The following is a 25226-nucleotide window of genomic DNA, read 5'->3' as shown; positions in this document are numbered from 1 at the left end:
AGAAAAATTCTTCAGTCAGGTCTTTTTTTTTGGTTTTTTATGATTTTGGCTTATCCACATTCACAGGAATTTGTGCCTGGGGCGTTTCCTCATACATGCCCGAAGCGACTTTAAACCAGCGCCATAATTTTGAGACGATAATTTTTAAGACTGCATAACCAGGAATCCCTAAAACAACCCCTAAAAAACCAAATAAATTGCCGGCAGTCAATAAGACGATGATCGTGGTCACTGGATGCATTTCCAGCTTACTCCCCATGACCAGCGGTGAGATGACCCGGCCTTCAATGGTTTGTTCGATAATAAAAACAATGGCTACGGCGATCAACATTCTCGGGGAGGTAAAGGCCGCAATCAATACAGAAGGTACCATGGCTAAAAACGACCCCACATAAGGGATCAGATTGCAGGCCCCGGCCACTAAACCCAGGGTTAAGGCATACTTTTGACCGATGATCAAATACCCCACGGTAAACATCACAAATACCCAAAAAGCCACCGTTAGTTGGCCCCGGATATAAGAACTAATGGAGTTATTGATCTCCGTTAAGGTATTGCGCATCCCCACCCGAAAGCGAACAGGGGCAAAGTTGACCAGGTCCGCCTTCAAACGACCCCCATCTTTCAACATGAAAAATAAAATAAATGGCGCTGTCACCACATTGATGATAATCGCCGTTACCATGCCCACAGCTGAACCAATATTGGAAAAGGTCTTCATAAAATCACTTTGGAACCAGCTGCTGACCCCCTTAATAATCGTACTGGTGGAGGTATTGAGTTGGGCTTTAACGGAACGAAATTCTGGCCGACCGGATATATCTTGTAACCAAGCCTGAACATTCGTGACATAACCAGGCCAATTGGCCGCAAAAGATTGAACTTGTTTTTGAATCACTGGAATTAATAAACTAATGCCTAAAACAATCAAACCAATCAATAAGATAAACAATAAACTGATCGTCAATAATTTGGGCACCGACCATTTTTTTTCAAGCCATTCCACCACTGGATTCATCAAATAATAAAATACGGCGGCGATAGCAATGGGCGGCCCCACCACATTGATAAATTTACCCACCGGGGCAAATACGAAGTCCACCTTGGTGAACAAGAAGATGATCAGTAAAGCTAAAATAACATTAAGCAAAAAAACTGTCACTTTACTGTTTAAAAACCAGCGGAAGAAAATCGATCGTTTGGAATTATCAGTCTTATTATCCAAAGAACCCCTCCTTCAAAATTTAAAAAGTATAAGTAATTTTGCCACCAATCTTAAAGATTGGCAATTGTTGACTGGTATTACTTAAGTAAACGGCATTTTGCATTTGATCATTTTTTGTGGGCTGTTTAAAAATCAAGGTAACGTGGCCAATGGTGGTCAAATTAGGCTTGACCAAGGCACCGACTTGCAACACATCAAAAGCTAAGTCATCGATTTCAATCGTTGCGCCTACTTTTAAATCAATGGCTTGTTGCGCTGATTTAGACTCGAATTTTTGAATCACAGAAACATTTTCTAGCACATCTGTGGCCTGTTCACCAAATAAAATAACCATAGGATCTTTAGCAGAAATAGCATTATTGCCAATTTTTGTAATCTGTGCTTGTACTTGCATGACTTACTCCTTTTTTATAACTTAAGTAGTATTGTAACATAATTCCATGACCAAGCTTTAATTATCCAGATCCCCCGTTGTTTTTCATTAATATGCTATAATTTTAAGTATCAAAAGGGGGAATTTTCTTGACAGAAAAAGTACTTTTAGGCGGCTACACCCGTCGAATCAGCCAGGGTATTTATCAAGCCACATTACAAGATAATACCTTGAGCACACCAGAACTATTTCTACAAATTGGTAATCCCACTTACTTTGCCATTGACGCCAAACACCAGCGGCTTTACACCATTCTGACCGAAAACGATTTGGGCGGGGTAGCGGCTTTTGATATCAGCCAGACCACACCCCAACTCATTAACAAGGTGCTAGCCCCAGGTTCCGCACCAGCTTATATCGCCTATGACCAACAACGCCAAATGGTCTTTGATGCCAATTACCATAAAGGCCAAGCCAACGCTTATCGTATTAGTGCAGCTGGCCAGTTGGCCTTGGTGGCTACCGTCAGCCATCAAGGCAAGGGCCCTAGACCGGAACAAGAAAGTGCTCATATTCACTACACGGACCTGACACCAGACCAGCGCTTAGTAACCTGTGATTTAGGTACGGATCAAGTCACAACTTACGATTTTGACCAGGATCACTTTAAAGAAGTGGCCGTTTTACAATTAGATCCCGGTTATGGTCCCAGACATTTAGTTTTTAATCCTAATAAGTCTGTGGCTTACTTACTGGGGGAGCTTTCCAGTCAAGTCACTGTTTTGGATTATAATGCCACCACTGGCAATTTCACCCCTGTGCAGACAGAATCCTTGATCCCAGATAACTTTACTGCCCATAATGGCAGTGCTGCCATTCATATTAGTGCCGATGGTCAATTCCTCTATGCCTCTAATCGCGGTCATAATTCCATTGCCGTCTTCACATTAACTGCGGATGGCCGCCGAATTGACTTAATTCAACGGGTCAGCACCGAAGGCGACTTCCCCCGGGACTTCAATTTAGATCCCTCAGAGAAATTTATCCTAGCTAGTAATCAAAATTCTGATAATTTGACGCTGTATAAGCGGGATACTGAATCTGGTTTTCTCACCTTGTTGCAACAAGATATTGTGTCTCCTGAGCCAACTTGTGTGAAATTCTGGTAGTCCCAAATGAATAGCGTGCTGGCCACCATGGTCAGCACGCTATTTTGCTAGCTATTCATTTGATTTCAAAGCATCGATCATATCAATTCGCTTCAAATGGCGGTGGGTCACCAACATAACAATGCCGGTAAATATAAACATCAAAGCGGCTGCCACAAAATACCAGGGCCAATTAATCGTCAACGGAAAAACCACATTTTCCGTTTCCGCTTGATGTAAGATAAAGGCCGTTAAAAGATTGCCCAGGCCAAATCCTAAAACGATGCCCACACCGGTTAGAATAATATTCTCCCGAACAATGTATAAGGTGACCTCCCGATTGGTGAAGCCCAGGACTTTGATCGTGGATAATTCCCGGATCCGTTCGGAAACATTAATATTGGTCAAATTATATAACACCACAAAAGACAAAACACCAGAAAGCAAGACAAAAATCAAAATGACTGGATTCATTTTCGCCGACATATCGGCCACCGTTTGTTTTTGATCGGCCACATAACTGGTGCCCAGTACCTGCCCTTTTTGCAATAAGGTTTTAGCCAAATGGTCCCGCTGCCCTTGGGTTTGTTTAGTCAACCGTACCAAAAGCGTATTGTTAGCCGCAGCTTGGTGAAAGGCATTTTGAAAATTGGCGGGTGTCCCATAAATATAATGCCCCATGAAATTCCTGGTGATACTTTTGATGGTGAGTTTAGCCTGGCGGCCGTTGGCCAAGGTAACTTGTATTTGTTGACCGGCACTAACTTGCAGTAATTTGGCCAATTTCTGGGAGATGATCACGCCGCGTTGCGGTAATTTTAATACACCGCCACTAGTACTAGCCCTCAAACTAAAATAGGGCTGCAAATTCGTCGTTTGCTTAGGAACAACAAATTGAATCTCGTTGACCTGTTGACCATGAGCCGTGGCCTTCACCGCATTCATCGCCACGGGCATGGTCCCTTTGACCTGCCCATTTTTTTGCAAAAGGCCCGTGGTCTTGTTGATGGCAGTCGCATCCCCCACGCGAACCAGGGCCTGATAGTGAATTACTTCAGCATATTGGCGGGTCCCACTGGCTGTGATCGAATTCCAAATACCAAAACCCGTTAATATCAAAGCAGTGCCCCCGGCAATGCCCACAATAGTCATCACCATCCGGGATTTAAAGCGGAAAAGATTCCGATAACTCACTTTGCGGTTAAAACTGAGCCGATTCCAAAATGGTTTGAACCGTTCCAGTAAAATACGTTTGGCAGACTTCGGGGCCTTGGGGCGCATCAATGCAGCAGGCCCTTCCCCCAGCTCCCGGACGATCACAAATATAACCGCTCCTAAGGTAGCAACCAAGGCAAAAATCACCGCTAACGAAATTGTCGCCCACTGCCAGTTAATCACCGCTTTGTGGAAAATATAATTGGTATAGATAGATAGGACAAAGCGGGGCAATAGTTGATGCCCCAAAACCACGCCTAAAATCGTACCGATACTCCCCGCTAATAAGGCGTAGGTCAAATAATTCCTTGAAATAGCCCATTTGGAAAAGCCCAACGCTTTTAACGTCCCAATCTCCGTTCGAGCCTCTTCAATCATCCGCGTGACTGTGGTAAAGGTAATCAACGCGGCAATCAAAAAGAAAAATAGTGGGAAAACATTGGCAATAGCTGCAATACGATTAGAACTTTCCCCATAAGCTTGAAAGCCTGGCAAATCCACTCTGGTTTGCCAAGTATAAGTCGGTTTGAGCAAAGCTGTGTCTGACGCTGGATTTTGCAGCTGACTTTGGGTCAGGGCCCGCTTAATTTTAGCTAGACGCTGATTCACGGCAGTATGATAGGCTTTTGAAAATGTGTTCATACCTTGTAAATCCTTAAAGCGAATCGTCATGCGGGTGGCCACGGGTAAGTTCATATCTGCTGCCGTAATATAGGCAAAATAACGGACTGAACCTGCCCCTAAATTACTATTCCCCCGAGTCTCATTATCAATATAGACAGGTGAATTGGCAAAGCCGACAATTTTATACCGGCGTTGCTTTAACCCTGCACTTTGTTCAAACTGATACGCCTGTCCTAATTTATAATGGTCTAAAGCTTGGGCACGCTGATCCAAAACAATTTCACCGTTCGCTTTTGGCAGGCGGCCACTGGTCAAGATCAAGTGATCTTGCTGTTGCTGGGCTTGATAGCCATAAAGCGCAACCACATCTTGGGCCTTACCACCGTAAACATATTTAAAACGTTGCAGGCTGACACTGGCCCCGGCAATTTTTGCCGCCTTAGCATCTTGATCACTGAAGCCGATATTTGAGAGCACTTGGATATCACTGAGTTTAGCGTCAGTGACAGTATGTTGCGCCGAGTCATTTAGGGCTGGCCCTGTGGCTTTGACCCCCACATAAATTAAAACACCCAACAGAATAATTAAAATAATGGCAATAAAACGCCCTAGGGATTGGCGAATATTACGCCATAAGATCTTAGTTAATGGTTGCATTTGTGTGCCTCCCCCTTGTTCACCATTGAATGTCCGCAATTGGCTTAGGCGTAGGATTATCCACTACTGAACGCACTTTTGCATCATTGATGCGGATCACCCGGTCAGCCATTTCCGCAATAGCTGCGTTATGGGTAATAATAATCACAGTTTTCCCCGCTTCACGACTAGCCGCTGCCAGCAAACTCAAAACCTGTTTACCGGTTTGATAATCAAGGGCGCCTGTCGGTTCGTCACAGAGCAGCAACTTCGGATTTTTAGCCAAGGCTCGGGCAATGGCCACCCGCTGTTGTTCCCCACCAGAAAGTTGCGATGGGAAATTATCTAAACGGTTGCCTAAGCCAACTTGTTGTAATGTCGTCACAGGATCTAACCCCGAGCTAACAATTGACGTGGCTAACTCCACATTTTCTTTCGTGGTTAAATTGGGAATCAAATTATAAAATTGGAAAATAAATCCCACATCATGGCGCCGATATTGGGTCAACTGCTGTTCATTAAACTTGGCAATATCCACCCCATCAATGATAACTTGGCCCTCAGAGGGCTGATCCATCCCCCCTAAGATATTCAAGACAGTGGATTTCCCCGCCCCACTGGGGCCTAGGATAACGGTGAGCTCGCCTTGGTTCACCTCAAAGGACATGTCCTTATTGGCTAAAATTTCCGTTTCACCCATTTGATACCGTTTATATTCATGTTTCACTTCAATGTATGCCATCTTTACCTCCATCACTTACAAAGTATTGATCTAACTTTTATTATGCTGATAAAAAGTTATGAATGCAATTTGAATTAAATCTCACATGTTTTCATGAAAATTAAAAGTTTGTTTAATTTGATCATAAAGCTTCCATCGGTTTAAATTTCAAGTATACTGAAACAGTGCAACGCAAAATTAGCTATTACGAAAGGATTTTGAATCGTGTTAAATATTATTAAAGCTATTGTCCTGGGTATCGTTGAAGGTATCACTGAATTCTTACCAATCAGTTCCACAGGACACCTGTACTTAGCTGATGCTTTCATTAAATTGCAAGAATCAACTGCTTTCATCAATATGTTTATGGTCGTCATCCAACTAGGGGCCATTATGTCCGTGGTAGTCTTATACTTCCACAAACTCAATCCTTTTTCGCCCAAAAAGAATAGTTTAGAAAAAAGAACCACCTGGCAGCTCTGGGGCAAAGTGGTCATTGCCATTATCCCCAGCATGATCGTGGGTCCTTTGATCAATGATTTCATGGACGCCCATTTGACCACTTGGCCAGTCATTGCCACAACTTTGATCCTCTATGGTATCCTCTTCATTTGGATCGAAAATTATAACAAACATCGCGAACCTAAAGAAAAAGACCTTAACCAAATGTCCTTAAAACTGGCCTTTGGTATTGGGCTTTTCCAATTACTATCCTTAATTCCTGGGACGTCCCGATCTGGGGCGACCATTCTCGGGGGTATGGTTATTGGTGCTTCTCGTTTTGTCGCCACTGAATTTTCATTCTTCATGGCGATTCCCACGATGTTTGGCGCCAGCTTATTAAAAATGTATAGCTTCTTCCATCATGGTAATGTATTGAGCAGTAGCCAATTGATCGTCTTATTAGTTGGTGTCGTGGTTTCCTTTGTAGTAGCTTATCTTTCCATCAAATTCTTGTTAAACTACATCAAGCATAATGATTTTAAAGCTTTTGGCTGGTACCGGATCATCATTGGTATTGTCGTTATTGCCTATTTTGGCGGCCGGACATTCCTATAAACGGAGGTATTTTAATTGTTATTAAAAGAAATTGCTGTGGAGAACTTCACGGATATTCCCAAATTAATTCGTGCTGGTGCTAATCGCATCGAACTAAATGATAACTTAGCGGTGGGTGGGACCACCGTCAGTCATGGTGTTTTAGCTGAAAGTGCCCGTTATACCCAAGAACACCAAGTTGGTTTAGTGGCCATGATTCGACCCAGAGGTGGCAATTTTATTTACAACGACTTGGAACTCAAAATGATGGAAACTGATTTATTTACGGCCCAGTCATTGGGTGTTGATGCCGTCACTTTTGGTGCCCTGCGCCAAGACCATACCTTGGATACAGAAGCCATGGAAATGCTCATTGGTGCTGCCAGTGGCATGACCGTGGTGATGCACATGGCCTTTGATCAAATCCCCAAAGACCAGCAAGTACAGACACTGACCTGGCTTGCTGACCACCAAGTACAACGGGTTTTGTCCCACGGTGACCCAGACTTACAAACACCTATTACAGCTAACCTAGCCCAGCTAAAAACCTTAATAAGTGCCAGTCAAGACCTTGATTTAACCATTCTGCCTGGCGGTGGCATTACCGCTGACAACGCAGATGAAATCGCTGCACAATTAGGGGTCAAGGCCTTGCATGGCACTAAATTGATTCGCCTATAGCTAAAAAATCCAGTCAGCTACGACTGGATTTTTTAGTGCACTCATTTGGCCAAGGCAGTTAATAAATGGCCCATGTCTGCAGGTAAAGGGGCCGACACATCGACGATTTGATTGGTAAAGGGATGTAAAAACCGCAACCGGACACAATGTAAGGCTTGCCGGTCTAATAAGTCATCCTTAGGCCCATACATGGGATCGCCAAACAAAGGATGTCCCAGCCAATCTAGATGGACTCGAATCTGATGGGTCCGCCCAGTCAACAACGCCACCCGTAATAAAGCGCCCGTTGGATATTGTTGGACGACCCAATATTTTGTCAACGCCTTTTTCCCTTGGAAATGAACCATGCGCTGCATGCTATAAGGCGCAATCCGCCCAATCGGTTGATCAATTTGGCCTTGTTGAGTTGCAAACTGGCCCTTGGCAATCGCTAAATAAGTCTTTTCCAAAGTTTGGGAATGTAATTGTTTTGCCATGAGAGCGTGGGCAAAACTGTGCTTGGCAAATAACATACAGCCACTGGTATCTTGATCTAAACGGGTAATAACGTGAACCGCCCGACTTTCATGGGCCACTTGAATCAAATGCCCCTTGACTCGATTGGCCACTGAGTCGTGTCGATAGTGGCGTGAAGGAATGGAAGGCAGTCCCGCGGGCTTATAAACGATAAGATAATGTTCATCTTCAAATAAAATCTGTAGTGGTTTAAAAACCGGCGGTAAATTTTCCGAATCCCGTTCTGGGGCCATGGCGATGGTAATTTGATCCCCTGGATAAATGGGATAGTTTGAATAGCGTTGGTGGTGATTCACATAAATGGAACCCCCATGATATTTAGTCTTCCCAAAAAGTGTTCTAGAAAGTCCCTGTTGGTGTAAAAATTTCCCCAAAGCAACCTTAGGGTAAGCTTGGGGCACAAACCAGCTAAATTGCATTAATTCTCGTCCTCATGATTAGCGCCAATAAAGGCCCGTTCGACCCGGTTCCAAAAGTGTTTGTGGCGATACCGGGCAAAGTGGATCCGTTCTTTGGCAATTTTATATTCTAATTTCTTGATAGGCCGATGTTTTAACGTGAACTGATCCACTGTTAACACATAATCATCAGCAATCGTGGGTTTCACCAGTATATTTTCATCCGAAGCCACAATAATGGGTGATGACAGCGTCCGATAGACCCGATTATTAATGGACGCAATTTCCGTCATTTGTAAGGCTTCAAGCCGCGGTTGAATCACCGCACCGCCCAAGGATTTACTATAAGCCGTGGAGCCAGTGGGGGTGGAAATACAAAGGCCATCACCGCGAAAACTTTCAAAAAAAGTATCTTTAATGTAGACATTGGCCCGTAACGTGCTGCCTAAACGTTTAATCGTCGCTTCATTCAAACATAGAAAATGATCGGGCTTTTGGCTATCCATATAAGTAATGGTCAAATCTAATAGCGGATAAGCTACACTCTGACCTGAATCGACTCTTAGTGTCCGTACTAACTCTTTTAACTCATAATCCCGCCAGTCCGTATAAAATCCCAGATGTCCCGTATGAACGCCCACAAAGCGCACATGGTCCAACTGGTCATAATAGCGGTGAAAGGCGGACAAAAGCGTGCCATCACCGCCAACGGTAATCACCATATCAGGATGATTCTGATCAAAACTAAAGTTAGCCTTGGTCAACTCCGCTCTTAAATAGCGGACAGCTTTTAAAGATTTAGCCTTATTATTATTATGAATCGCGATCTTCATCCTGCGCATCTGGTTGATCTTCCTTCCCTAAATCAATTTTAGGCTTGTGTGAATTTGGTGCTTTACCATAGGAAAACAGCTGTTGAGCTTCTTGAATTTCTTCACGAATCGCTGACATTTCCTGATCCAATTGAAAGGCAGCTTCAGCGGCGCGTTGCAATCTGGCTTTGATCTCAGCTGGGAATTCCCCTTGATATTTGTAATTAAGTGAGTGTTCAATCGTGGCCCAAAAATTCATGCTTAACGTCCGAACTTGAATTTCAGCCAATATCTTCTTTTCTCCCGTGGTCATTTGTACCGGATATTCAATGATTACATGATAAGAACGATAGCCACTGGGTTTTTTATTGGTAATATAGTCCCGTTCTTCAACAATATGCATATCCTTACGTTTACGCAGTAACTCCACCACTTGATAAATATCTTCAACGAACTGACACATAATCCGAATACCTGCAATATCTTGCATATCGGCCTCTAATAAGTCTGGTTCAATGAAGCGTCGTTGCATCTTTTCTTGAATGCTAAAAACGGGCTTCACTCTACCAGTCACAAATTCAATGGGGGTATGGGCACCAGATTCTTGAAACTCTTTACGCATCCCCCTAAATTTAATTTTTAATTCATCTACTGCTTGTACATATGGTCGTAAAAATGTATTCCAGTCTTTATCCATCATTTTACCTTCTTAGCTTTGATGCAGTGTTATCCTACCAATTTTAACATATTTAAAATTTCCAAGTCTGAAAAAACCTTTTTTAGTAAAAATATGCTATAGTTTGTGATGGTGATGGAAATGTCAAAGGAACTTGAAGTTGAATATAAAAATTTATTGACCCGTACAGAGTTTGCGGCCATTCAAAAAGCTTATGATTTTCAAGCCCCAATCATACAGGAAAATCATTACTTTGATACCCCCACTGCTAGTTTAAAGCAATTGGGAATTGGCTTGAGAATCCGTCAATTTGTGACGCGGGCTGAGCAGACAATGAAGATCCCCACAACACAAGGCGATCATCATCTCATAGAAATTACAGACCCCTTGTCGCTGGCCCAAAGCCAGCAATTGGTAGACCACCAACAAATTTGGCCTGGTGGCAGTATTGGACAACGGTTAATCGATTTAACAATTCCCATTGAGGCACTCAAAATCATTGGCTTTGCTAAAACCACACGTTATCTGTGGCCCTCTGAATTTGGTTTATTGACTTTAGATCAGACCAGCTACCAGGACCACGCCCAAGATTTTGAATGCGAATTAGAGTTAACGCCCCAAGCCGTCGCTAAAAATAGTGAAATTTTTTTCATGGATTTATTGGATAAATATGCCATTCCTAAACGCCCAGTAATCAACAAGGTCGTCCGGGCAATTAGTCACTTTCAAAAATCTCATTAAATTTTGCTTATTTCGAATCGTAATATTTGAATTATGGCGGAATTTTGGTAAAGTAATATTGAAATCATAATTAGATAATGATTGGTACAATTAATTTTAAATACAACTCAAGAAAACAATAAATTGGAGGAAACAATGTGTTAGAGCTATTCTTATTTGTGAATCCAATTGGTTGTCAGTGTCTTGAAGCAGAACACGTGTTATTGAAATTAGCTGCTGAACAGAATCAGGAAGCTAAAATAAAATTCATTCCGTATGTGTCGCTATCCGTTATTAATAAATACATGACACTGAATCAATTGGATAAATCAGATTTATCACTTCGCAATCGCTTGACTCAAAACGCTTACTGTGCGTCGCTGGATTTTAAAGCGGTTAGTTTTCAAGGTGCAAAGAAGAGCCGGAATTTCCTCATTAATTTGCAGTCATTGATCAATGACCAACATCGAGATTACAATCAGCAAACTGTCCAAACGGCCTTACGCGCAGCCAACGTAGATATTGGCTACTTTAATGCTGAACGGCATAATCCAAGGTTACAACATCTCTGTTCCGAAGATGATAACCTCATCAGTGAGTTTCAAATCAATGATGCCCCAACGGTGGTTATTTATAACTATGCCAGCAAATTGCATGACAATGGTGTTTTAATTGAGAACTGTAACTCTTATCCCATTTTAAAACATGTTTTCGATCAATTGGCCGCTGACGAACTGGTCACAATTCCCTATGAGCAACAACCGCTGATGCCGTATCGGCGCATTGCCAATCGTTTGCATACCCTGTAAAAACTTACCATGCCCTTAGTTTTGAGCGATTAATACGAAAAGTGTCTGCTGCTTGGTATAGCCAATGCTGGCTAACTAATCGTTTTAAAAATAAGTCAAAACAATACTTTAACCACCGCGGTTGTTGCACAACTAGCGGTGGTTTTTTGCGTACTAACTGTTGATAATGTCCTAATAAGTCCTGATAAAGCCACTGGGATTGTTGCTCTAATAACAGCAACAAGCGACAATTCACCCAACAACTTACTTCTTGGAAAATTGGGGGTAAATGGTATTGGCTAAAACAAACAGCCGGTAAATTTTGTAATTGATGTTGCTGTTGATAACAGCGGTTTTGTAAGTCTTGTAATTTTTTATCTCTTTTGGTCAATCGGCTTTGAATCACTTGATATTTCTGGGGCAACCTCAAACCTTGATACCCCTTTTTTGAGGATGAAATACGACCAGTCTGTTGTAACAAAAGTTTTAAGCCTTGGGGTAAGGCATATATATCCTGCGTAAAGACTACTTTCTGGCGCAACTCTAATTGAGCAATGTGGTGGATCAACTGTAATTTCCCAGAACCTGGTAAAAGATACACCAAATAAAAACCAAGATCTTGGCGATAATTTAAATACTGTTGCAAGCGCCGAGACAAGTTGCCCTTGAAAGCATAAGTGGGTCCCAAGAGCCACTGCACCTTAATTTCTTTGGCTTGATAAGATCGTGTTCGTTCATAGACCTGTTGCTGGGAAATATTGGCACACTGCCATTCTAATGCCGTCGTTTGGTGCGGCAATGGCACGGCAATATCGGCACGGCGCTGTCCTTGGGCTGTCACAAATTCCACTTCATGATCCAAGGCTAATGCCTGTAAGGCCTGGTGTAAAACTGTCTTCCCCCACACATGTAGCTGACCTTCCTGATTATTTTTACCCAACGCGGGTTGATGGGCAAAATAGGGATAGTCGTTTTTGCTATAGCAAATCTTTAACTGCTGTCCACAATCGGGGCAAAAAAAGCGGTGCTTACCTTGTGCTTGTAGTGCCCGGGCCTGGGTAGCATTTGTTAAATAGACTAAAGTTTGATTTTGATCCAGTGCATATTTCATTGTCTCACCTCATAATAGATTACGGCTTAACTTTGAATTTGCACGAAAAAAAACACCCAACTTTAATTGAGTGTTTCTCAAAGCATCAAACAAAACGCCTTACTTATTGAAGTAGTGTTTAATTTGTTCTAATGCCGTTTCTTTCATAATCGACTTACCATATTCAGACAATACTTCCGGTGTCACATTGGTCCGATTGCCATATTCAAAAGCCACAGCAACGGCATCAGATAATGTGATGTCTTCCAGCTCATCCGTATAAACTAATAAATCTAGATAGTAGTTACGTTTATAAGAAAACAGATTACTTTTAACATGTCCTAATTGCAAGGCATCAGCAGCTGAAATAACGTCTTCAAAATCGTTAAATTCTAAAACGATTTCTTGGACATCAGGATCAGGTTTTGATGAAAACCCATTTAATTTGGTTTTACGTTTTGGCTTCAAATCCCGTAGATCATCATCTACATCGTTATCCGTTTGACGTAATTGTTTTTTGATAAAGTCTGAAACGTTCTCTTTATCATCAAATCTGTTATCGTTCATGTCTAGATCATCCGTATCATTTTCGTTATCGGGCGTGCCTTTACTGATTAACAGTTCAAGACCTTTTTTGTTCGGCATTACTTGAAACGTTACAGCGTCATTAGTTGCAAATGAGTGATCTTTGTCAACCTCTTCCAAGATTTCATAAAAGAAGCCCTCAATTTGTTTATGATTCCCTAATAAATCTAAAACTGTAATGCCACGTTCTTCCAAATCTTGATTACCGAGGATCACACGGATAGTATTCTCATTAATTCGTTCCATTTCCATTCAACCGCACCTCGTTTCCAAAAATAAAACATCATAGGATATTAAAGATCCTTGTAAGTGTAATATTACACCATCCACCCGAAAAAAGCGAATACCAAAGCGTCCAACTTTAGTCTCATCTTTGTTTTTTGTATCCGCCATCATCTAAACAACGCATGGTTTAATTACAAGGCAACAGCATAGCATTCACAGTTACGAATTGCAAGTTTTTGGTTCAACTCCATTATACCAAAAAAGTGCTGACAAAAGTGCCAACACTCAAAGTAATGTTTGAAAATAAAACCAATCATTTCGCTTCACATCATAATATCGGGTGGTTAAAATTTATAGTCCGGCTGATAGCTGTGCGCGTTGGAGTTCAAGCGCACGTACAGAACGGGGTAAAAACCTTCTGATTTCATCCTCGTTGTAACCAACCTGTAGCCGCTTGTCATCCATGATAATCGGGCGTCTCAATAAACCAGGGTTGTCTTGAACCAGTTCAATCAACCGATCCATTGAAAGTTCATCTAACTCGATACCCATGTCTTGGAAAACTTTTGAACGTGTTGAGATAATGTCTTCTGTTCCGTTTTCAGTCATTCTCAAGATTTTCTTGATGTCATCTGCTTTTAACGGATCAGAAAAGATATTGCGTTCTTCAAATGGGATATCATGTTCCTTTAGCCAAGAACGTGCCTTTCTGCAAGAAGTGCAACTTGGTGAAATATATAACGTCACTGTCATGAAGTATCTCCCCTTTATATGCAAAAGAAACTGCCATTCATTGATCACAAATATAATTATAATGAAAAATACTGGGCCTGACTATCAATTTTAAACAGTTTTTCAGCATTAAATTAAAATGAGTATTGGACAAAAAAGCTTTTTTTGTCTATTAAATCATCTATATAAGATTATAACCCTTTTTGGCCAAGATATAAATACGTTTTCAATGAAGATACAAAATATTTCATGTTTTTACGTTCCTACCTTGTATTTTAATATTAACGCTTTTTTGTTTCACAAGCTCACAAAGCCATGGCTTAAGCCAGTTTAATCGTTAATCCTTCCTGGGCATAGTCCACTAAAATGCCTTCACTTGTTATTTCAGCTTCTTTTTTTAATTTTTCTAAATCACCGTGCTGGGGCAGATGTGTCAATAACAGATGTTTTACTTTAGCTTTTTGAGCTAATTTTCCAGACTGGGTTGAAGTCATATGCCAAATTTTACCAGTTTTATCGTCGAAAAAGTTGGTATCTGTCATCAACAAGTCACTATCCTTGGCAAAATCCACCAACGTCTCAATGTAAGCCGTATCTGACGTAAACGTTAAAACTTTGCCAGTACTTGTTTCTTCGATGCGCATGGCATAAGCTGGTACTGGGTGCTTTGTTGGTAAGAAGGTGATTTCAAACGGCCCTAATTTTAAGACCCCATCAGGATCATAGGCCTGTCCTTGGGTAATGTTTGGCATGGTTAACGCTGCGAAACTCAATGTCTCTCGCGTATGCCCGTAAATAGGCAAAACTGGTTCCTTGTGCTGTCCCGGTGCAAGTTGCCAATAATACTGCAAGACACCCACATCAGCAGTGTGATCATGATGATAATGGGACAACAAGACCGCGTCTAATTGTAATGGGTCTAAATATTTTTGCAGTGCGAGTAATACCCCACTGCCACATTCCAAAAGTAAATTAAACCCAGTTTCACTTTGTATTAAATACCCACTTGTCCCATGGCCGGCATAAGGATAGCCACCATAATAACCCAGTACTGTTAACTTCATCGCACTCATCCTTTCATTTAGTTCATAATTAATCACTATTTTTGGAGGTAAGCAATTTGAAAAAAATTTATTTAACACTTGGCAGTAAAACTATTTTGGCTAAAATAAAGGCCAATCAACCAACCAGACCCCTGTACTTGTTAAAGCCCCGGGATACGCAAGCCAAGGACTACCAGCTTATGGAAATTACCACTAAGACTTCGGTTTTCCAAGCACCCGTTGCTTTTGATATTCGTTACGAAAGTACCAATAGTGCCATTTACAATTTGAACCACTTTATGTTTTTCAATTTCAATTTAGATGAAGATGATACTTATTGGAAGCAAATTCAAAATTTTGTTGAAAATACCGCTAGCCCCGATCATACCAGTTTTTTGGGAATTCAAGCTGGTTCACGGAAACAATATCTATTGTACACCAGTTGGCAAGACCAAAATGCCTTTGAGCAATGGGAATTACAACCTGGCTTCAAAGCCATCAGCGATTTGCAAAAACGCAGCTCCAGTGAATGGAGCTATTATGAAACCAGTTATACACTGGATAATTAATCCTTATCTGATTTGGATTGATCCGGCGTATCAGGTGTTTTAGCCTCGTTGGTGTACGCGTTTAGTTTTTGCGCAAAGTCTTGTTTTAAATTGAGATAAAAAACAAAAATAGCCATTTGCCGATACGGAATTAACCAAACAAAGGTAAAGGCATAAAAGAAATACCAAATGATAAATGACAATTGCAAGCGTAATAATTGACCCCAATGCCCCTTCAGCAGCAACATCCCCGACACAACGAAGTGAGCACTGGGGTTTTGTGCGTTTTCAAAGACCAAATAACCAGTGATTTGAAAGAAAGCTTCTAACAATAAGTATATCAGCCCAAAGAGGATCAATAAGCCTAATAGCGCCAGTAAATGGCCCATAGAAAATTGCTGCACGATTTTGAAAAGCCGATTAAACAACGTAATATCCGATGTATTAAACATCAAGCTTAAAATATTCAACCAATCTAATTTCCCAATGAAAGGGATAAAAACCAATAAGGAGCTAAGGGTCAATAAAATGGACTTGATAAAATTTAAAACCACAAGTCGCTTGTAAAAAAACTTGTTGTAGCCGACAAATAACATGCGGATGCTAAATTTTTGATGGCCAAACAAACTCATGGGATAATAATATTGCCCATAATCTAAGGCAAAAATCACAAAGTAATTTAATAGCATTAACAACAACACATACATAAATGCATTGGGGTCAAACAGACTAACGAGTATAGAATCTAGTAAATAAGTAATTAAATACGTTGTCACCAACAATAACACGGGTTGAACCCAGTGACCGCGCAGGGCTGTTTTAGCAACGGTTTTAATCTTAGCAGTGGAAGTATTCATGGGTGCCTCTTTTCTACAATTTTTAAAGATCGACTGCACGCAGATAGATGGCTGTGGTCAAGGCGCCGATCAAACCATAAATTAAAATACAAATACCGGTGACCAAGTAGAGTAATTGGAAATTCGGATTGTTCACCAATAAGCGGAAAGTGTTCGCTACAATTAAGGCTTGCAACAACCCCAGTAGTAATAACGATGCGAAAATGAAAATATGGGCCCAAATAATACTGTGGCGCAAATCAGTTGGGTTGCGCCCAATTTTAATTAACGTCTGGTAATCGTCGTGGAGTTCAGCAGCCACCATCAAGCGCTTTAACATTAAAATGGCGCCCATGGCCACCACGACTACTAAACTCACTAATACCCCGATGAACATACCAAAACCAATTAGTTTTTGAATGTGCGCCTTTTGCAGCTGCCGGACAAAGACTTGTTCTTGGACAAAAGTTCTTTCTTTGGCCGTACCTTGACCCCGATGGACTAAATGGCCTGCGGATAAATGAATATAGGCATCTTGGTTTAACTTCTCAATACTCAGCAAAGTTTTGTTACTTAAAGGTTCAAAAATATCATAGGCCACATAATTTTGGCTAAGCCCTTCATTAAGTTTAGCATAATCCTGGGGGTTAACGATAATCGCTATCTGAAATGCCGCATTTTCTCCCAAGGGAAATTAATTGGTGATCGAAGTGATCTGCAATTTTAATTGGGCGTAGGTGCCGACTTGCACCACCGGTTTTTGGGCAGCGATATCTTTTTTGCTCGCAGCCTTTAAAATGCTCGTCACTGGCATAATGATGCCAGCTTGATTAGGCTTGAGCTTTAAAGTTTTAAGCCCCCGATAGCGGGCAAAGCGATTATAAGTCGCCTGGGTCATCACCATGCTAGGATCGGCGTTACTACGATAATTATGGCCCACCACCGTATCCAAATTATAATTGACGGGCAAAATTTTCGTCTGAAAAATGGGTTGGACCTGTGCGACCACTTTGTCTCGTTTTAAAATCTGATCAATCTCAACCTGTTTATTGGCCGTGGCTAACAAACTGTAAGGTGTATAATTATCAATCGTATTTAGCCCATAACGGGAAACCAGCGCCCCCATGCCTAGAAATGTAAAAGCCAAGCCCAACAGCAAGGTGATCCCTGTCAAAGATTTCACATTGCGAAAACTCCAACGACTTATTTCAGAAATTGTGAATATCCGTTGTTGAATAAAATATAGTTTTTTAAAGCGCCGTAAACACAAAATAACCGTGGGAATAACAATCCGCCACAAGCCCATCAAGCCCAAAATCCAAGCGATACTTAACAACAATATCGCCAAGCATAAACCAGCTACTAAAGAAATGTTCAACTGTTGGGCTAAAAAGTCGTCAACTGAAAATAAATTGACGAACCCTTGGGCCCCACCCAGCAATAAACCTAGAACCAATAAGCTCAACAATTGCAATTGCCATAACGGCAGGATTTCTGGGACGTTAGGTCGCTTGGGCTTTAATAAGCGCAACAAGGAGAGACGTTTGATCGTAATTAAGTTATTTAAAAACAAAATTACCTGTAAAATTGGAATCAAGAGGATCACCGGCAAAAGCGCCCGCCAATTAAAATAAAACCCAATGGCGAAATTGACGTAACTGACTTTTAGCAAGATCATCACTAATAATTTATAAAACAACAAGCCTAGACATAAGCCGATCCCTAGGGCAATAATTTGACTCAACAAAAATTCAATGGCAAACGCCAATAGAATTTTTAAGGTTGGCATCCCCATCAAGGCAAGTTGGCCAATTTCTTGATAACGCTGGCGCATTAAAAGCCGATTCCAATACGTGCTAAAAAGGATCAATAAGCCAGCTACCACTAGCGTAAATAGAAATAAAAAACTGCGACTGAGGATGGTATTGCCAATGACCTGCATCAATTTGGCATCTGCACCCATCAATGAGAAATCAAACATGATCATCACAGCCAGGGCGCCGATGCTAATCTGAATCCCATGGATCACCCGATAACGTTTGAAATTCTTAACTGCCAGATTGTAAAGCATTGGTCTTACCTCCACCACCAATCGTGGCCTGCATATCCATAATGCGGTCAAAAAATTCCTGTCGACTATTTTTGCGGACAATCTCTGAAAATATCTGGCCATCTTTGATAAACAATATCCGTTTACAAAAACTAGCCGTAAAAGCATCATGAGTCACCATGACAATGGCCATTTGGCTACTTTGGTTCAGGAGTTGTAAATATTGCAATAATTCCGTCGCTGAATATGAATCCAGACTGCCCGTTGGCTCATCGGCAAATAAAATTTTAGGTTTGACCACCAAAGCCCGAGCAGCGGCTACCCGCTGGCGTTGCCCCACGGATAATTCCGCGGGATAACGTTGCAATAATTGTGTTAAATTTAACACCGTGGTGACGCGACTTAGTTCCGCGTTAACTTGCTGTGCCGGGGTTTTATTAAAGGTCAAAGGTAAGATAATATTTTCCTCCACCGTTAAAGCCTCTAATAAGTTAAAATCTTGGAAGATAAATCCCAGCTCTTTGCGGCGAAAACTGGCCAATTGCTGGCCTCGCAATTGACTGATATCTTGATCGCCAATCCAGACTTGGCCACTGGTGGGTTGATCTAAGGTGGATAATATATTCAATAATGTGCTCTTACCGGCACCTGAAGGCCCCATGATCCCTAAGAATTCTCCCGTACCAACGTTTAAAGACACGTTTTGTAGGGCCTTGGTTAAATTCAAAGTTGTCCCATATATTTTGGATAAATGTGTCGCGGTCAATATCAAACAAATTGCCTCCCTTGTACTCGCTATCTCATGATAGCAAATTTTAATTTGGGAACATAGCGACTTAAGCCCAATATTTTTGAAAACTTGTCAAATCCCTAACTTGTCTGTACTCTATTATTGAGGTGAAAACATGTTTAAAATTATGATTGTCGAAGATGATACCACCATCAGCCAATTGATTGCTGATAACTTAGTAAAATGGCAATTCGAACCGATTCAAGTTCAAAATTTTAATGATACTTTAAAAATTTTTATAGATACCAAACCTAGCTTGGTCCTAATGGACATTAATTTACCCGTTTATGATGGCTATCACTGGACCCAAAAAATTCGGGAAGTCTCAAAAGTTCCGATTATTTTCATTTCTTCCCGTAACACCAGCATGGATATGATCATGGCCATGAATATGGGTGGGGATGACTTTGTCAGTAAGCCCTTTGCCATGGAAGTTTTAGTGGCTAAAATTAATGCCTTATTGCGGCGTACTTATGATTACCAAGAAGATGCCCAAAATTTGATTGACCATAACGGTGTAGTTTTAGATTTGCAAAGCGGTTCCGCCAAAATTAATGACGAGGTTGTGGACCTATCCAAAAATGAATATCGACTGTTACAGTATCTCATGCGTCGCCATGGCCAAATTGTCAGCCGTGAAGAACTTTTGCGCGACCTCTGGGAGGACGAGCGCTTTGTCGATGATAATACGCTAACCGTCAACATTAATCGCCTTCGCCGCAAAATTGAAAATGCCGGTATTGATAATTATATTCAGACCAAAATTGGTCAAGGTTATTTAATTCCTTGAGGTGCCTATGACAATTAAAGATTATTTACTGGACCATATTCCCCATACCATCTTTTGGATCATTGGTTTACTGCTCTTAGATATTAGTCTATGGCTCATCCCCAACTCCCCCATCCCCATCAGCTACTTGTTGTATGTGGATGTATTGTTAACAGTGTTATACATTATTTTTTTGATCCTGGTCTATTTTTATCGAAATCGCTGGTATGCCAGCCTGCGCAATCACCTTGATCTGGGCCAAAATGCCCTGGATATCCCCTTAAAGGGGGCACAAAATCATGGCCAGCGTTTTATGCAGGCCCATATCAATCAATTGCTCAGCTATCACCACCAACAACTAGATGCCCTGATTTCTAAAGAACAAGATCAACAAGAATTTGTGGAAAGCTGGGTCCATGACATTAAAGTCCCCATGGCGGCCACGAAGTTATTGCTAGATAGCGGGAACTTGCCAATCCCACCCCAAGCCAAACAGCAACTGAACCAGGAATGGCAGCAAATCAACCATTATGTGGATCAAATCTTGTATTATTCCCGCCTGGAAAACTTTGCCAATGACTATTTATTGCGGGAATATCATCTCCGGGCCATTGTGGTGGCCGTGGTCAAGGAAAATATGGACTACTTCTTTCAAAAACACATTCATTTGAATGTTTCCGATGCCGATGCTGTGGTCTTGACCGATGAAAAATGGCTCACTTATATTCTCAATCAGCTGTTATCCAATGCCTTAAAATACACCCCAGATGGCGGTAATATTGCCTTGACCATTCGCCAAGATCACGGCGCCGTTTATTTAGATATCCAAGATAATGGTGTGGGTATCCCCCAAGAAGACCTGACCCGTATTTTCGATAAAGGTTTTACCGGTACCAATGGTCGCCTAGCCAATCAACACGCCACTGGCCTAGGTTTATACTTAGCTCAGCGTTTGAGTGATAAACTGGGGCACCATTTAAGCGTGACTTCAAAAGTCGGTGCTGGCAGTACCTTTACCATTAGTTTTCCGGCTTTAAATTATTACAATGAGCAACTGGGTGAAAAAACTTTAAAAGTCCACAATCCTCAGCGTTTTAACGACTAAAAAAGTACGTCCTGACTTTAAATTCAATTTAAAATCGGATGTACTTTTTTTGATTGGTCTTAATTTTCCGGCGCACTGCCAAAGCTTGGTAAATTCGAATTGAATTGTAGGATTTGCTTGGCATAGCTAGGATGATCCAGGTTAGCTTTAATCACTTGTTGTAAGGTCGTCACATCGTCACTGATAATACCATCCACATTTAGAAATAACATTTTCTGCATACTATTTTCATCATCAACTGTCCAAGCATAGGTCTTTTGTTTAGCCGCGCTGGCCTGCGTAACAAAATCAGCATCCACCGTAGACATCTCCATGGTATAGGCATTGGCCTTAGTCCTTGGGAAAATTAGATTATAAGGCATAATATAGCTGACAAATAACTTCGGCGCTTTTTTCTTTAAGCCAGCCACCACGTTATAATCCAATGAATGAATCTGATCTTTATCAGCTAGTAGGCGCTTTTCGTATTTTTGGATAAAATTATTGAGCATATTGGGACTGTCTTGTTTCGTCGTTTTAATTTCAACTAATAATTTCTGATGTAATTTTTCAGCAGCACTGAGGTAGTCATCAAAGCTAGCCACCTTGGCCGCCTGCCCATTTTCCCGAGCAGTGAGCTTGGTAAGCTGGGCTAGGGTCAAATCTCTAGGCTTCGCGTTGACACCCGTTAGGTCCTGTAAATTTTCATCGTGCATGACAATAAATTGATTATCTTTGGTTTCATGGATATCCATCTCCACCATATCTGGGTGTTCCTTACTGGTTTTTTGTAAAGCAGGGATAGTGTTTTGTACGCCGTTGCCATCATCCACACCCCGGTGGCTGATGACTAAAGGTGCGTTGCGCGTCATCCCTTTTAAATAAACATAATTGTATAAACTATAAGTCCCCGCAAAACCTAAGAGGATCAGTACGGCAAAAACCCGCCGCCAAATACGATGGCGGATCACCAAGGTCTTTTGTACCGTCACTGCTGGGATCAACTGCGCCTCTTCAGCTAATTGAATGGCCACCCGTAATAACATCATGGTATTGCAAACAGCTAACAATTCAAAGACCAATTGCACAATCCCTAAATTGATAATTCCCGCCGTCAGCGCCCATTTTTGAACGGAAACATCAAAGTAATGCTGTAGTAAATAGATTCCCAACTCAATGCCATAAGCCACGATCAAATTCATGATATTGACCAATGCGACCCGAAACACGACACCCCAAAAACGGTGTTTAGTCACCCGCCAGCTTTGCTGCAGGGCTTTTTTAGCACTTATTTTTTGGGTCACTAAAATGGGCACGAAGGTAATTAACCGCACCGCAAAATATAAGATAACCACATAGATTGTGAGCAAGATGGCGGACAATAATGGCTTAGTCGTAATAAAAGTCACAATGAAATCTGGGATTTGAATTTTATCCAATAACCGGGAACTGAAAATAATGTGCCCAAAGGGTAAAATAACGATAAAATACCCCAACAGTAACAAAACCGATAAGGGCCGTAAGTTTTTAAAACTAATGAAGCTGGCCTTCACGTGTTGCCAAAACGGTTGGCGTTGATCATGGTAAATTGCTTGAAGACCAATAATTGTAAAGGCAAACTGCCAATAAACTGCCAACATCATCACGATCAACAACAAAGCCAATAATAAAACAGTTAGCGGTTTTTGGGTCATTACCTGTAAAAAGTTCGTGTAGGATAAATAAGACACGTGCCCCATGGCCACAATCAATTGGGCTAAATTTGTAAAAATTGGGATCAACAGGGTACTAATGAATAAGTTGGTGCCACCAATTAAAATAATATACGTGCCCCAGTGCCGGAAAAATTCCCGAGCATTATGAGTGTAAAAACGCCATATTGTCATTTTGTTTACTCCCCTATCCTGTTTGTCCTGGCCACAATTTGACGGGCAAAATGTATTCCTTTTCAGTTGGTTCTTTATTTATCCGCTGGGTCAACACCTGCAGCGCCATTTTGGACATAGCTTCAATCGGCTGCACAATGGTAGTTAAATTGGGTAAAACCTCCCGCATCAAATTGGTCCCATCATACCCCACGATCATTAAATCCTGTGGCACTTGGCGGCCAAATTCCCCTGCAACTTGTTGAATCAAGGCTGCGTCCACATCATTGGCTGCAAAAACTGCCTCCACATCGGGATGTTCTTGAAAAATTTGCCGAAAAACCGCCTTCTTAGCTGATGGCGCAATGTTAAAATCCACCGTATAAGTGATTGGCGTCAAACCATGGGCCACCATGGTGGTTTCATAAGCACTACGGCGCCGTTGGGCGGGCGTTTTTAAATCCTCAGGGCCATTGGTATGAATGATTTTTTTAGCACCTCGGTCAATCAAATGCGTCGTGGCCAGTTGCCCGCCTTGATAGTTATCAGAAGCAATTACGGGAATATCTTCATTCATCACCCGATCAATGGCCACCACCGGCAATCCCGGATTTTGGTAGGCCTGAATGTGCTGATTATGAGTCCCCACGATCAAGCCATCGACTTGGCGGCTCAATAATTGATTCAAATAAGCGGCTTCTTTTTGGGGATCATTCATGGAATTACCAATCAATACTTTATACCCTGCTTGATACAACAGGCGCTCTAAAGTATCCGTTAATTCTCCAAAAAAAGGGTTGGCCACCGACGGCAGTAATATGCCAATTAGATTGGTTTGATTTTTATATAACTGCCGGGCGACCACGTTAGGGTGATAATCCAACTGGGCCATAGCCGCATGAACTTTATCAATCGTCTTTTGACTCAAATAACCCCGATTATTCAGCACTCTAGAAACCGTCGTCTTAGATACCGCTGCTAATTTGGCCACATCTTCAAGTTTAGGTGTCATGGCGCTGTCCTCCTATCCTGTCCACCAGGATCATTAATTTAACGCTAATACCAAAATTATACAGCACTGCCCGACAAAAGAAAAAGTTAGCCCCTTCCTGGCTCTTAAGCCAGGAAGAGGTTAACTTTTAAAAATTCTGATTTAACGGGTCAATTCTTTATAACCTAAAGCAAAATTACCCAAGGTCGCAGAACCATTATTGGCCACCACTGGGCGTACTAAATATTGGGATAGTGGCGGTAATTCAATGTAGTCATTTAATAACGTGGTAAATTGTTGCCGAACTTTTTCTAACAGTGCTGGGCTGACCACCCCGCCACCGAAAACAATCTTATCCGGGCGAATAATCAAGGTCGCTTGAAGCGCTGCTTGAGCAATGTAATAAGCCATGATATCCCAAACTGGATGATCTGCAGGCACAGTTTCACCTTTTTGACCTAGTCGCGCTTCAAAGGTTGGACCTGAAACCAAGCCTTCCAAACAATCCCCATGAAAGGGACAAACACCTTTAAATTGCAAATCATCGGGATGACGTTTTACAAAAGTATGGCCCATTTCCGGATGACCGGCACTGCCTAAGAAATTGCCGTCAATGACTGCCCCGGCCCCCACGCCAGTCCCAATGGTGTAATAAACCAGGGAGTCCAGTTTTTCATTGGCCAAGTTGGCCATAACATATTCCCCGTAAGCCGAGCCATTTACATCCGTGGTCCAAGCCATGGGTACATTGATGGTCCGTTTCAATTGGCCAATAAAATTGGTGTCCCGCCACCCAGCTTTCGGGGTATTGGTCACATAGCCATACTTGGGTGAACTCTTGCGGATTTCAATGGGGCCAAAACTGGCCACACCTAACGCGTCTAATTGGAATTGTTTAAAATAATCCCGCGTCTTCGCCAAAGTTTCATCTGGTGTCGTCGTGGGAAAACTGATCTTATCTTGAACCTGATAGTCTTCATTGCCCACCGCACATACAAACTTGGTGCCACCGGCTTCAATACTGCCAATCAACATTTCTTCTCACTC

26 protein-coding genes are annotated in these 25226 nt (G+C 41.7%); 8 read left to right on the top strand and 18 right to left on the bottom strand.

The window, feature by feature from the left end:
- Positions 1-37: 37 nt before the first annotated feature.
- On the bottom strand, positions 38-1225 hold the full coding sequence (locus FC83_RS14040; protein ID WP_057002907.1) for an AI-2E family transporter: 1188 nt from the start codon (positions 1223-1225) through the stop codon (positions 38-40).
- A gap of 19 nt (positions 1226-1244) precedes the next feature.
- Positions 1245-1619: a PTS glucitol/sorbitol transporter subunit IIA gene (locus FC83_RS14035; protein WP_035452127.1), complete on the bottom strand. Its 375-nt coding sequence runs from the start codon at positions 1617-1619 to the stop codon at positions 1245-1247.
- Positions 1620-1747: 128 nt separating this feature from the next.
- On the opposite strand from FC83_RS14035, the gene FC83_RS14030 reads away from it, so the two are divergent.
- Positions 1748-2767 carry a lactonase family protein gene (locus tag FC83_RS14030; protein ID WP_035452129.1) on the top strand — a complete coding sequence of 340 codons (1020 nt, stop codon included), beginning with the start codon at positions 1748-1750 and terminating at the stop codon, positions 2765-2767.
- Positions 2768-2818: 51 nt separating this feature from the next.
- Here FC83_RS14030 and FC83_RS14025 read toward each other — a convergent pair whose 3' ends face one another.
- Together FC83_RS14025 and FC83_RS14020 are read right to left on the bottom strand one after the other, a co-directional pair.
- Positions 2819-5242: an ABC transporter permease gene (locus FC83_RS14025; protein WP_057002906.1), complete on the bottom strand. Its 2424-nt coding sequence runs from the start codon at positions 5240-5242 to the stop codon at positions 2819-2821.
- 19 nt (positions 5243-5261) lie between these two features.
- The gene (locus FC83_RS14020; protein ID WP_057002905.1) at positions 5262-5963 is read right to left on the bottom strand and encodes an ABC transporter ATP-binding protein; all 702 of its coding nucleotides are present in this window, start codon (positions 5961-5963) and stop codon (positions 5262-5264) included.
- A gap of 204 nt (positions 5964-6167) precedes the next feature.
- On the opposite strand from FC83_RS14020, the gene FC83_RS14015 reads away from it, so the two are divergent.
- Both FC83_RS14015 and FC83_RS14010 read left to right on the top strand, forming a co-directional pair.
- Complete coding sequence (locus tag FC83_RS14015; RefSeq protein WP_035452131.1) at positions 6168-7001, top strand: undecaprenyl-diphosphate phosphatase; 834 nt, start codon at positions 6168-6170, stop codon at positions 6999-7001.
- 15 nt (positions 7002-7016) lie between these two features.
- The gene (locus FC83_RS14010; RefSeq protein WP_035452133.1) at positions 7017-7661 is read left to right on the top strand and encodes a copper homeostasis protein CutC; all 645 of its coding nucleotides are present in this window, start codon (positions 7017-7019) and stop codon (positions 7659-7661) included.
- A gap of 41 nt (positions 7662-7702) precedes the next feature.
- Here FC83_RS14010 and FC83_RS14005 read toward each other — a convergent pair whose 3' ends face one another.
- From FC83_RS14005 to yjbM, 3 genes are read right to left on the bottom strand one after another with little or no spacing between them, the layout of a single operon-like run.
- Positions 7703-8596: an RluA family pseudouridine synthase gene (locus FC83_RS14005; RefSeq protein WP_035452135.1), complete on the bottom strand. Its 894-nt coding sequence runs from the start codon at positions 8594-8596 to the stop codon at positions 7703-7705.
- Entirely contained in the window at positions 8596-9408 is an 813-nt protein-coding gene (locus FC83_RS14000) for an NAD kinase (RefSeq protein WP_035452138.1), read from the bottom strand. Before FC83_RS14000 ends, FC83_RS14005 begins: the two co-directional genes overlap by 1 nt.
- Positions 9389-10084: a GTP diphosphokinase gene (gene yjbM, locus FC83_RS13995; RefSeq protein ID WP_035452139.1), complete on the bottom strand. Its 696-nt coding sequence runs from the start codon at positions 10082-10084 to the stop codon at positions 9389-9391. The genes FC83_RS14000 and yjbM overlap by 20 nt, the downstream gene beginning before the upstream one ends.
- Positions 10085-10204: 120 nt before the next feature.
- Between yjbM and FC83_RS13990 the strand changes: the two genes are divergently transcribed.
- Together FC83_RS13990 and FC83_RS13985 are read left to right on the top strand one after the other, a co-directional pair.
- A complete protein-coding gene (locus FC83_RS13990) occupies positions 10205-10804 on the top strand; it encodes a CYTH domain-containing protein (protein WP_035452140.1) in 600 nt (199 codons plus the stop codon).
- 137 nt (positions 10805-10941) lie between these two features.
- Positions 10942-11592: a DsbA family protein gene (locus FC83_RS13985; RefSeq protein ID WP_035452141.1), complete on the top strand. Its 651-nt coding sequence runs from the start codon at positions 10942-10944 to the stop codon at positions 11590-11592.
- Between the two features lie 4 nt (positions 11593-11596).
- Here FC83_RS13985 and FC83_RS13980 read toward each other — a convergent pair whose 3' ends face one another.
- The 4 genes from FC83_RS13980 to FC83_RS13965 all read right to left on the bottom strand — a co-directional run bounded on the left by FC83_RS13980 (position 11597) and on the right by FC83_RS13965 (position 15267).
- Positions 11597-12682: a competence protein CoiA gene (locus tag FC83_RS13980; protein ID WP_057002904.1), complete on the bottom strand. Its 1086-nt coding sequence runs from the start codon at positions 12680-12682 to the stop codon at positions 11597-11599.
- Positions 12683-12781: 99 nt separating this feature from the next.
- Positions 12782-13498: an adaptor protein MecA gene (locus tag FC83_RS13975; RefSeq protein ID WP_035452143.1), complete on the bottom strand. Its 717-nt coding sequence runs from the start codon at positions 13496-13498 to the stop codon at positions 12782-12784.
- Positions 13499-13822: 324 nt separating this feature from the next.
- Entirely contained in the window at positions 13823-14224 is a 402-nt protein-coding gene (gene spxA, locus FC83_RS13970; protein WP_035452144.1) for a transcriptional regulator SpxA, read from the bottom strand.
- Between the two features lie 299 nt (positions 14225-14523).
- The gene (locus FC83_RS13965) at positions 14524-15267 is read right to left on the bottom strand and encodes an MBL fold metallo-hydrolase (RefSeq protein ID WP_035452146.1); all 744 of its coding nucleotides are present in this window, start codon (positions 15265-15267) and stop codon (positions 14524-14526) included.
- 56 nt (positions 15268-15323) lie between these two features.
- Between FC83_RS13965 and FC83_RS13960 the strand changes: the two genes are divergently transcribed.
- The gene (locus tag FC83_RS13960; RefSeq protein ID WP_035452147.1) at positions 15324-15815 is read left to right on the top strand and encodes a hypothetical protein; all 492 of its coding nucleotides are present in this window, start codon (positions 15324-15326) and stop codon (positions 15813-15815) included.
- On the opposite strand, the gene FC83_RS13955 is transcribed toward FC83_RS13960, so the two are convergent.
- The 4 genes from FC83_RS13955 to FC83_RS13940 form a co-directional block, all read right to left on the bottom strand.
- Positions 15812-16651, bottom strand: a complete 840-nt coding sequence (locus FC83_RS13955) for a DUF975 family protein (RefSeq protein ID WP_035452149.1) — start codon at positions 16649-16651, stop codon at positions 15812-15814. The two genes, FC83_RS13960 and FC83_RS13955, sit on opposite strands and share 4 nt — an antisense overlap.
- A gap of 22 nt (positions 16652-16673) precedes the next feature.
- On the bottom strand, positions 16674-17231 hold the full coding sequence (locus FC83_RS13950) for a hypothetical protein (RefSeq protein ID WP_057002903.1): 558 nt from the start codon (positions 17229-17231) through the stop codon (positions 16674-16676).
- Between the two features lie 93 nt (positions 17232-17324).
- The gene (locus FC83_RS13945) at positions 17325-18701 is read right to left on the bottom strand and encodes an FtsX-like permease family protein (protein ID WP_057002902.1); all 1377 of its coding nucleotides are present in this window, start codon (positions 18699-18701) and stop codon (positions 17325-17327) included.
- Positions 18679-19458: an ABC transporter ATP-binding protein gene (locus tag FC83_RS13940; RefSeq protein ID WP_156405611.1), complete on the bottom strand. Its 780-nt coding sequence runs from the start codon at positions 19456-19458 to the stop codon at positions 18679-18681. The genes FC83_RS13945 and FC83_RS13940 overlap by 23 nt, the downstream gene beginning before the upstream one ends.
- A gap of 127 nt (positions 19459-19585) precedes the next feature.
- Here FC83_RS13940 and FC83_RS13935 point away from each other — a divergent pair, with 127 nt between their 5' ends.
- Together FC83_RS13935 and FC83_RS13930 are read left to right on the top strand one after the other, a co-directional pair.
- Positions 19586-20260: a response regulator transcription factor gene (locus FC83_RS13935; RefSeq protein WP_035452155.1), complete on the top strand. Its 675-nt coding sequence runs from the start codon at positions 19586-19588 to the stop codon at positions 20258-20260.
- A 7-nt stretch (positions 20261-20267) separates the two neighbouring features.
- The gene (locus FC83_RS13930; RefSeq protein ID WP_052004569.1) at positions 20268-21344 is read left to right on the top strand and encodes a sensor histidine kinase; all 1077 of its coding nucleotides are present in this window, start codon (positions 20268-20270) and stop codon (positions 21342-21344) included.
- 59 nt (positions 21345-21403) lie between these two features.
- Here FC83_RS13930 and FC83_RS13925 read toward each other — a convergent pair whose 3' ends face one another.
- From FC83_RS13925 to scrK, 3 genes are all read right to left on the bottom strand, one after another.
- The gene (locus FC83_RS13925) at positions 21404-23209 is read right to left on the bottom strand and encodes a glycerophosphoryl diester phosphodiesterase membrane domain-containing protein (RefSeq protein WP_035452156.1); all 1806 of its coding nucleotides are present in this window, start codon (positions 23207-23209) and stop codon (positions 21404-21406) included.
- Positions 23210-23222: 13 nt separating this feature from the next.
- Positions 23223-24200 carry a LacI family DNA-binding transcriptional regulator gene (locus tag FC83_RS13920; RefSeq protein WP_057002900.1) on the bottom strand — a complete coding sequence of 326 codons (978 nt, stop codon included), beginning with the start codon at positions 24198-24200 and terminating at the stop codon, positions 23223-23225.
- 141 nt (positions 24201-24341) lie between these two features.
- Entirely contained in the window at positions 24342-25214 is an 873-nt protein-coding gene (scrK, locus tag FC83_RS13915) for a fructokinase ScrK (RefSeq protein WP_035452158.1), read from the bottom strand.
- Between the last annotated feature and the right edge of the window lie 12 nt (positions 25215-25226).

The organism is Agrilactobacillus composti DSM 18527 = JCM 14202, assembly GCF_001436375.1.
GTDB lineage: Bacteria > Bacillota > Bacilli > Lactobacillales > Lactobacillaceae > Agrilactobacillus > Agrilactobacillus composti.
This window is presented reverse-complemented; position numbering and strand designations above follow the sequence as displayed.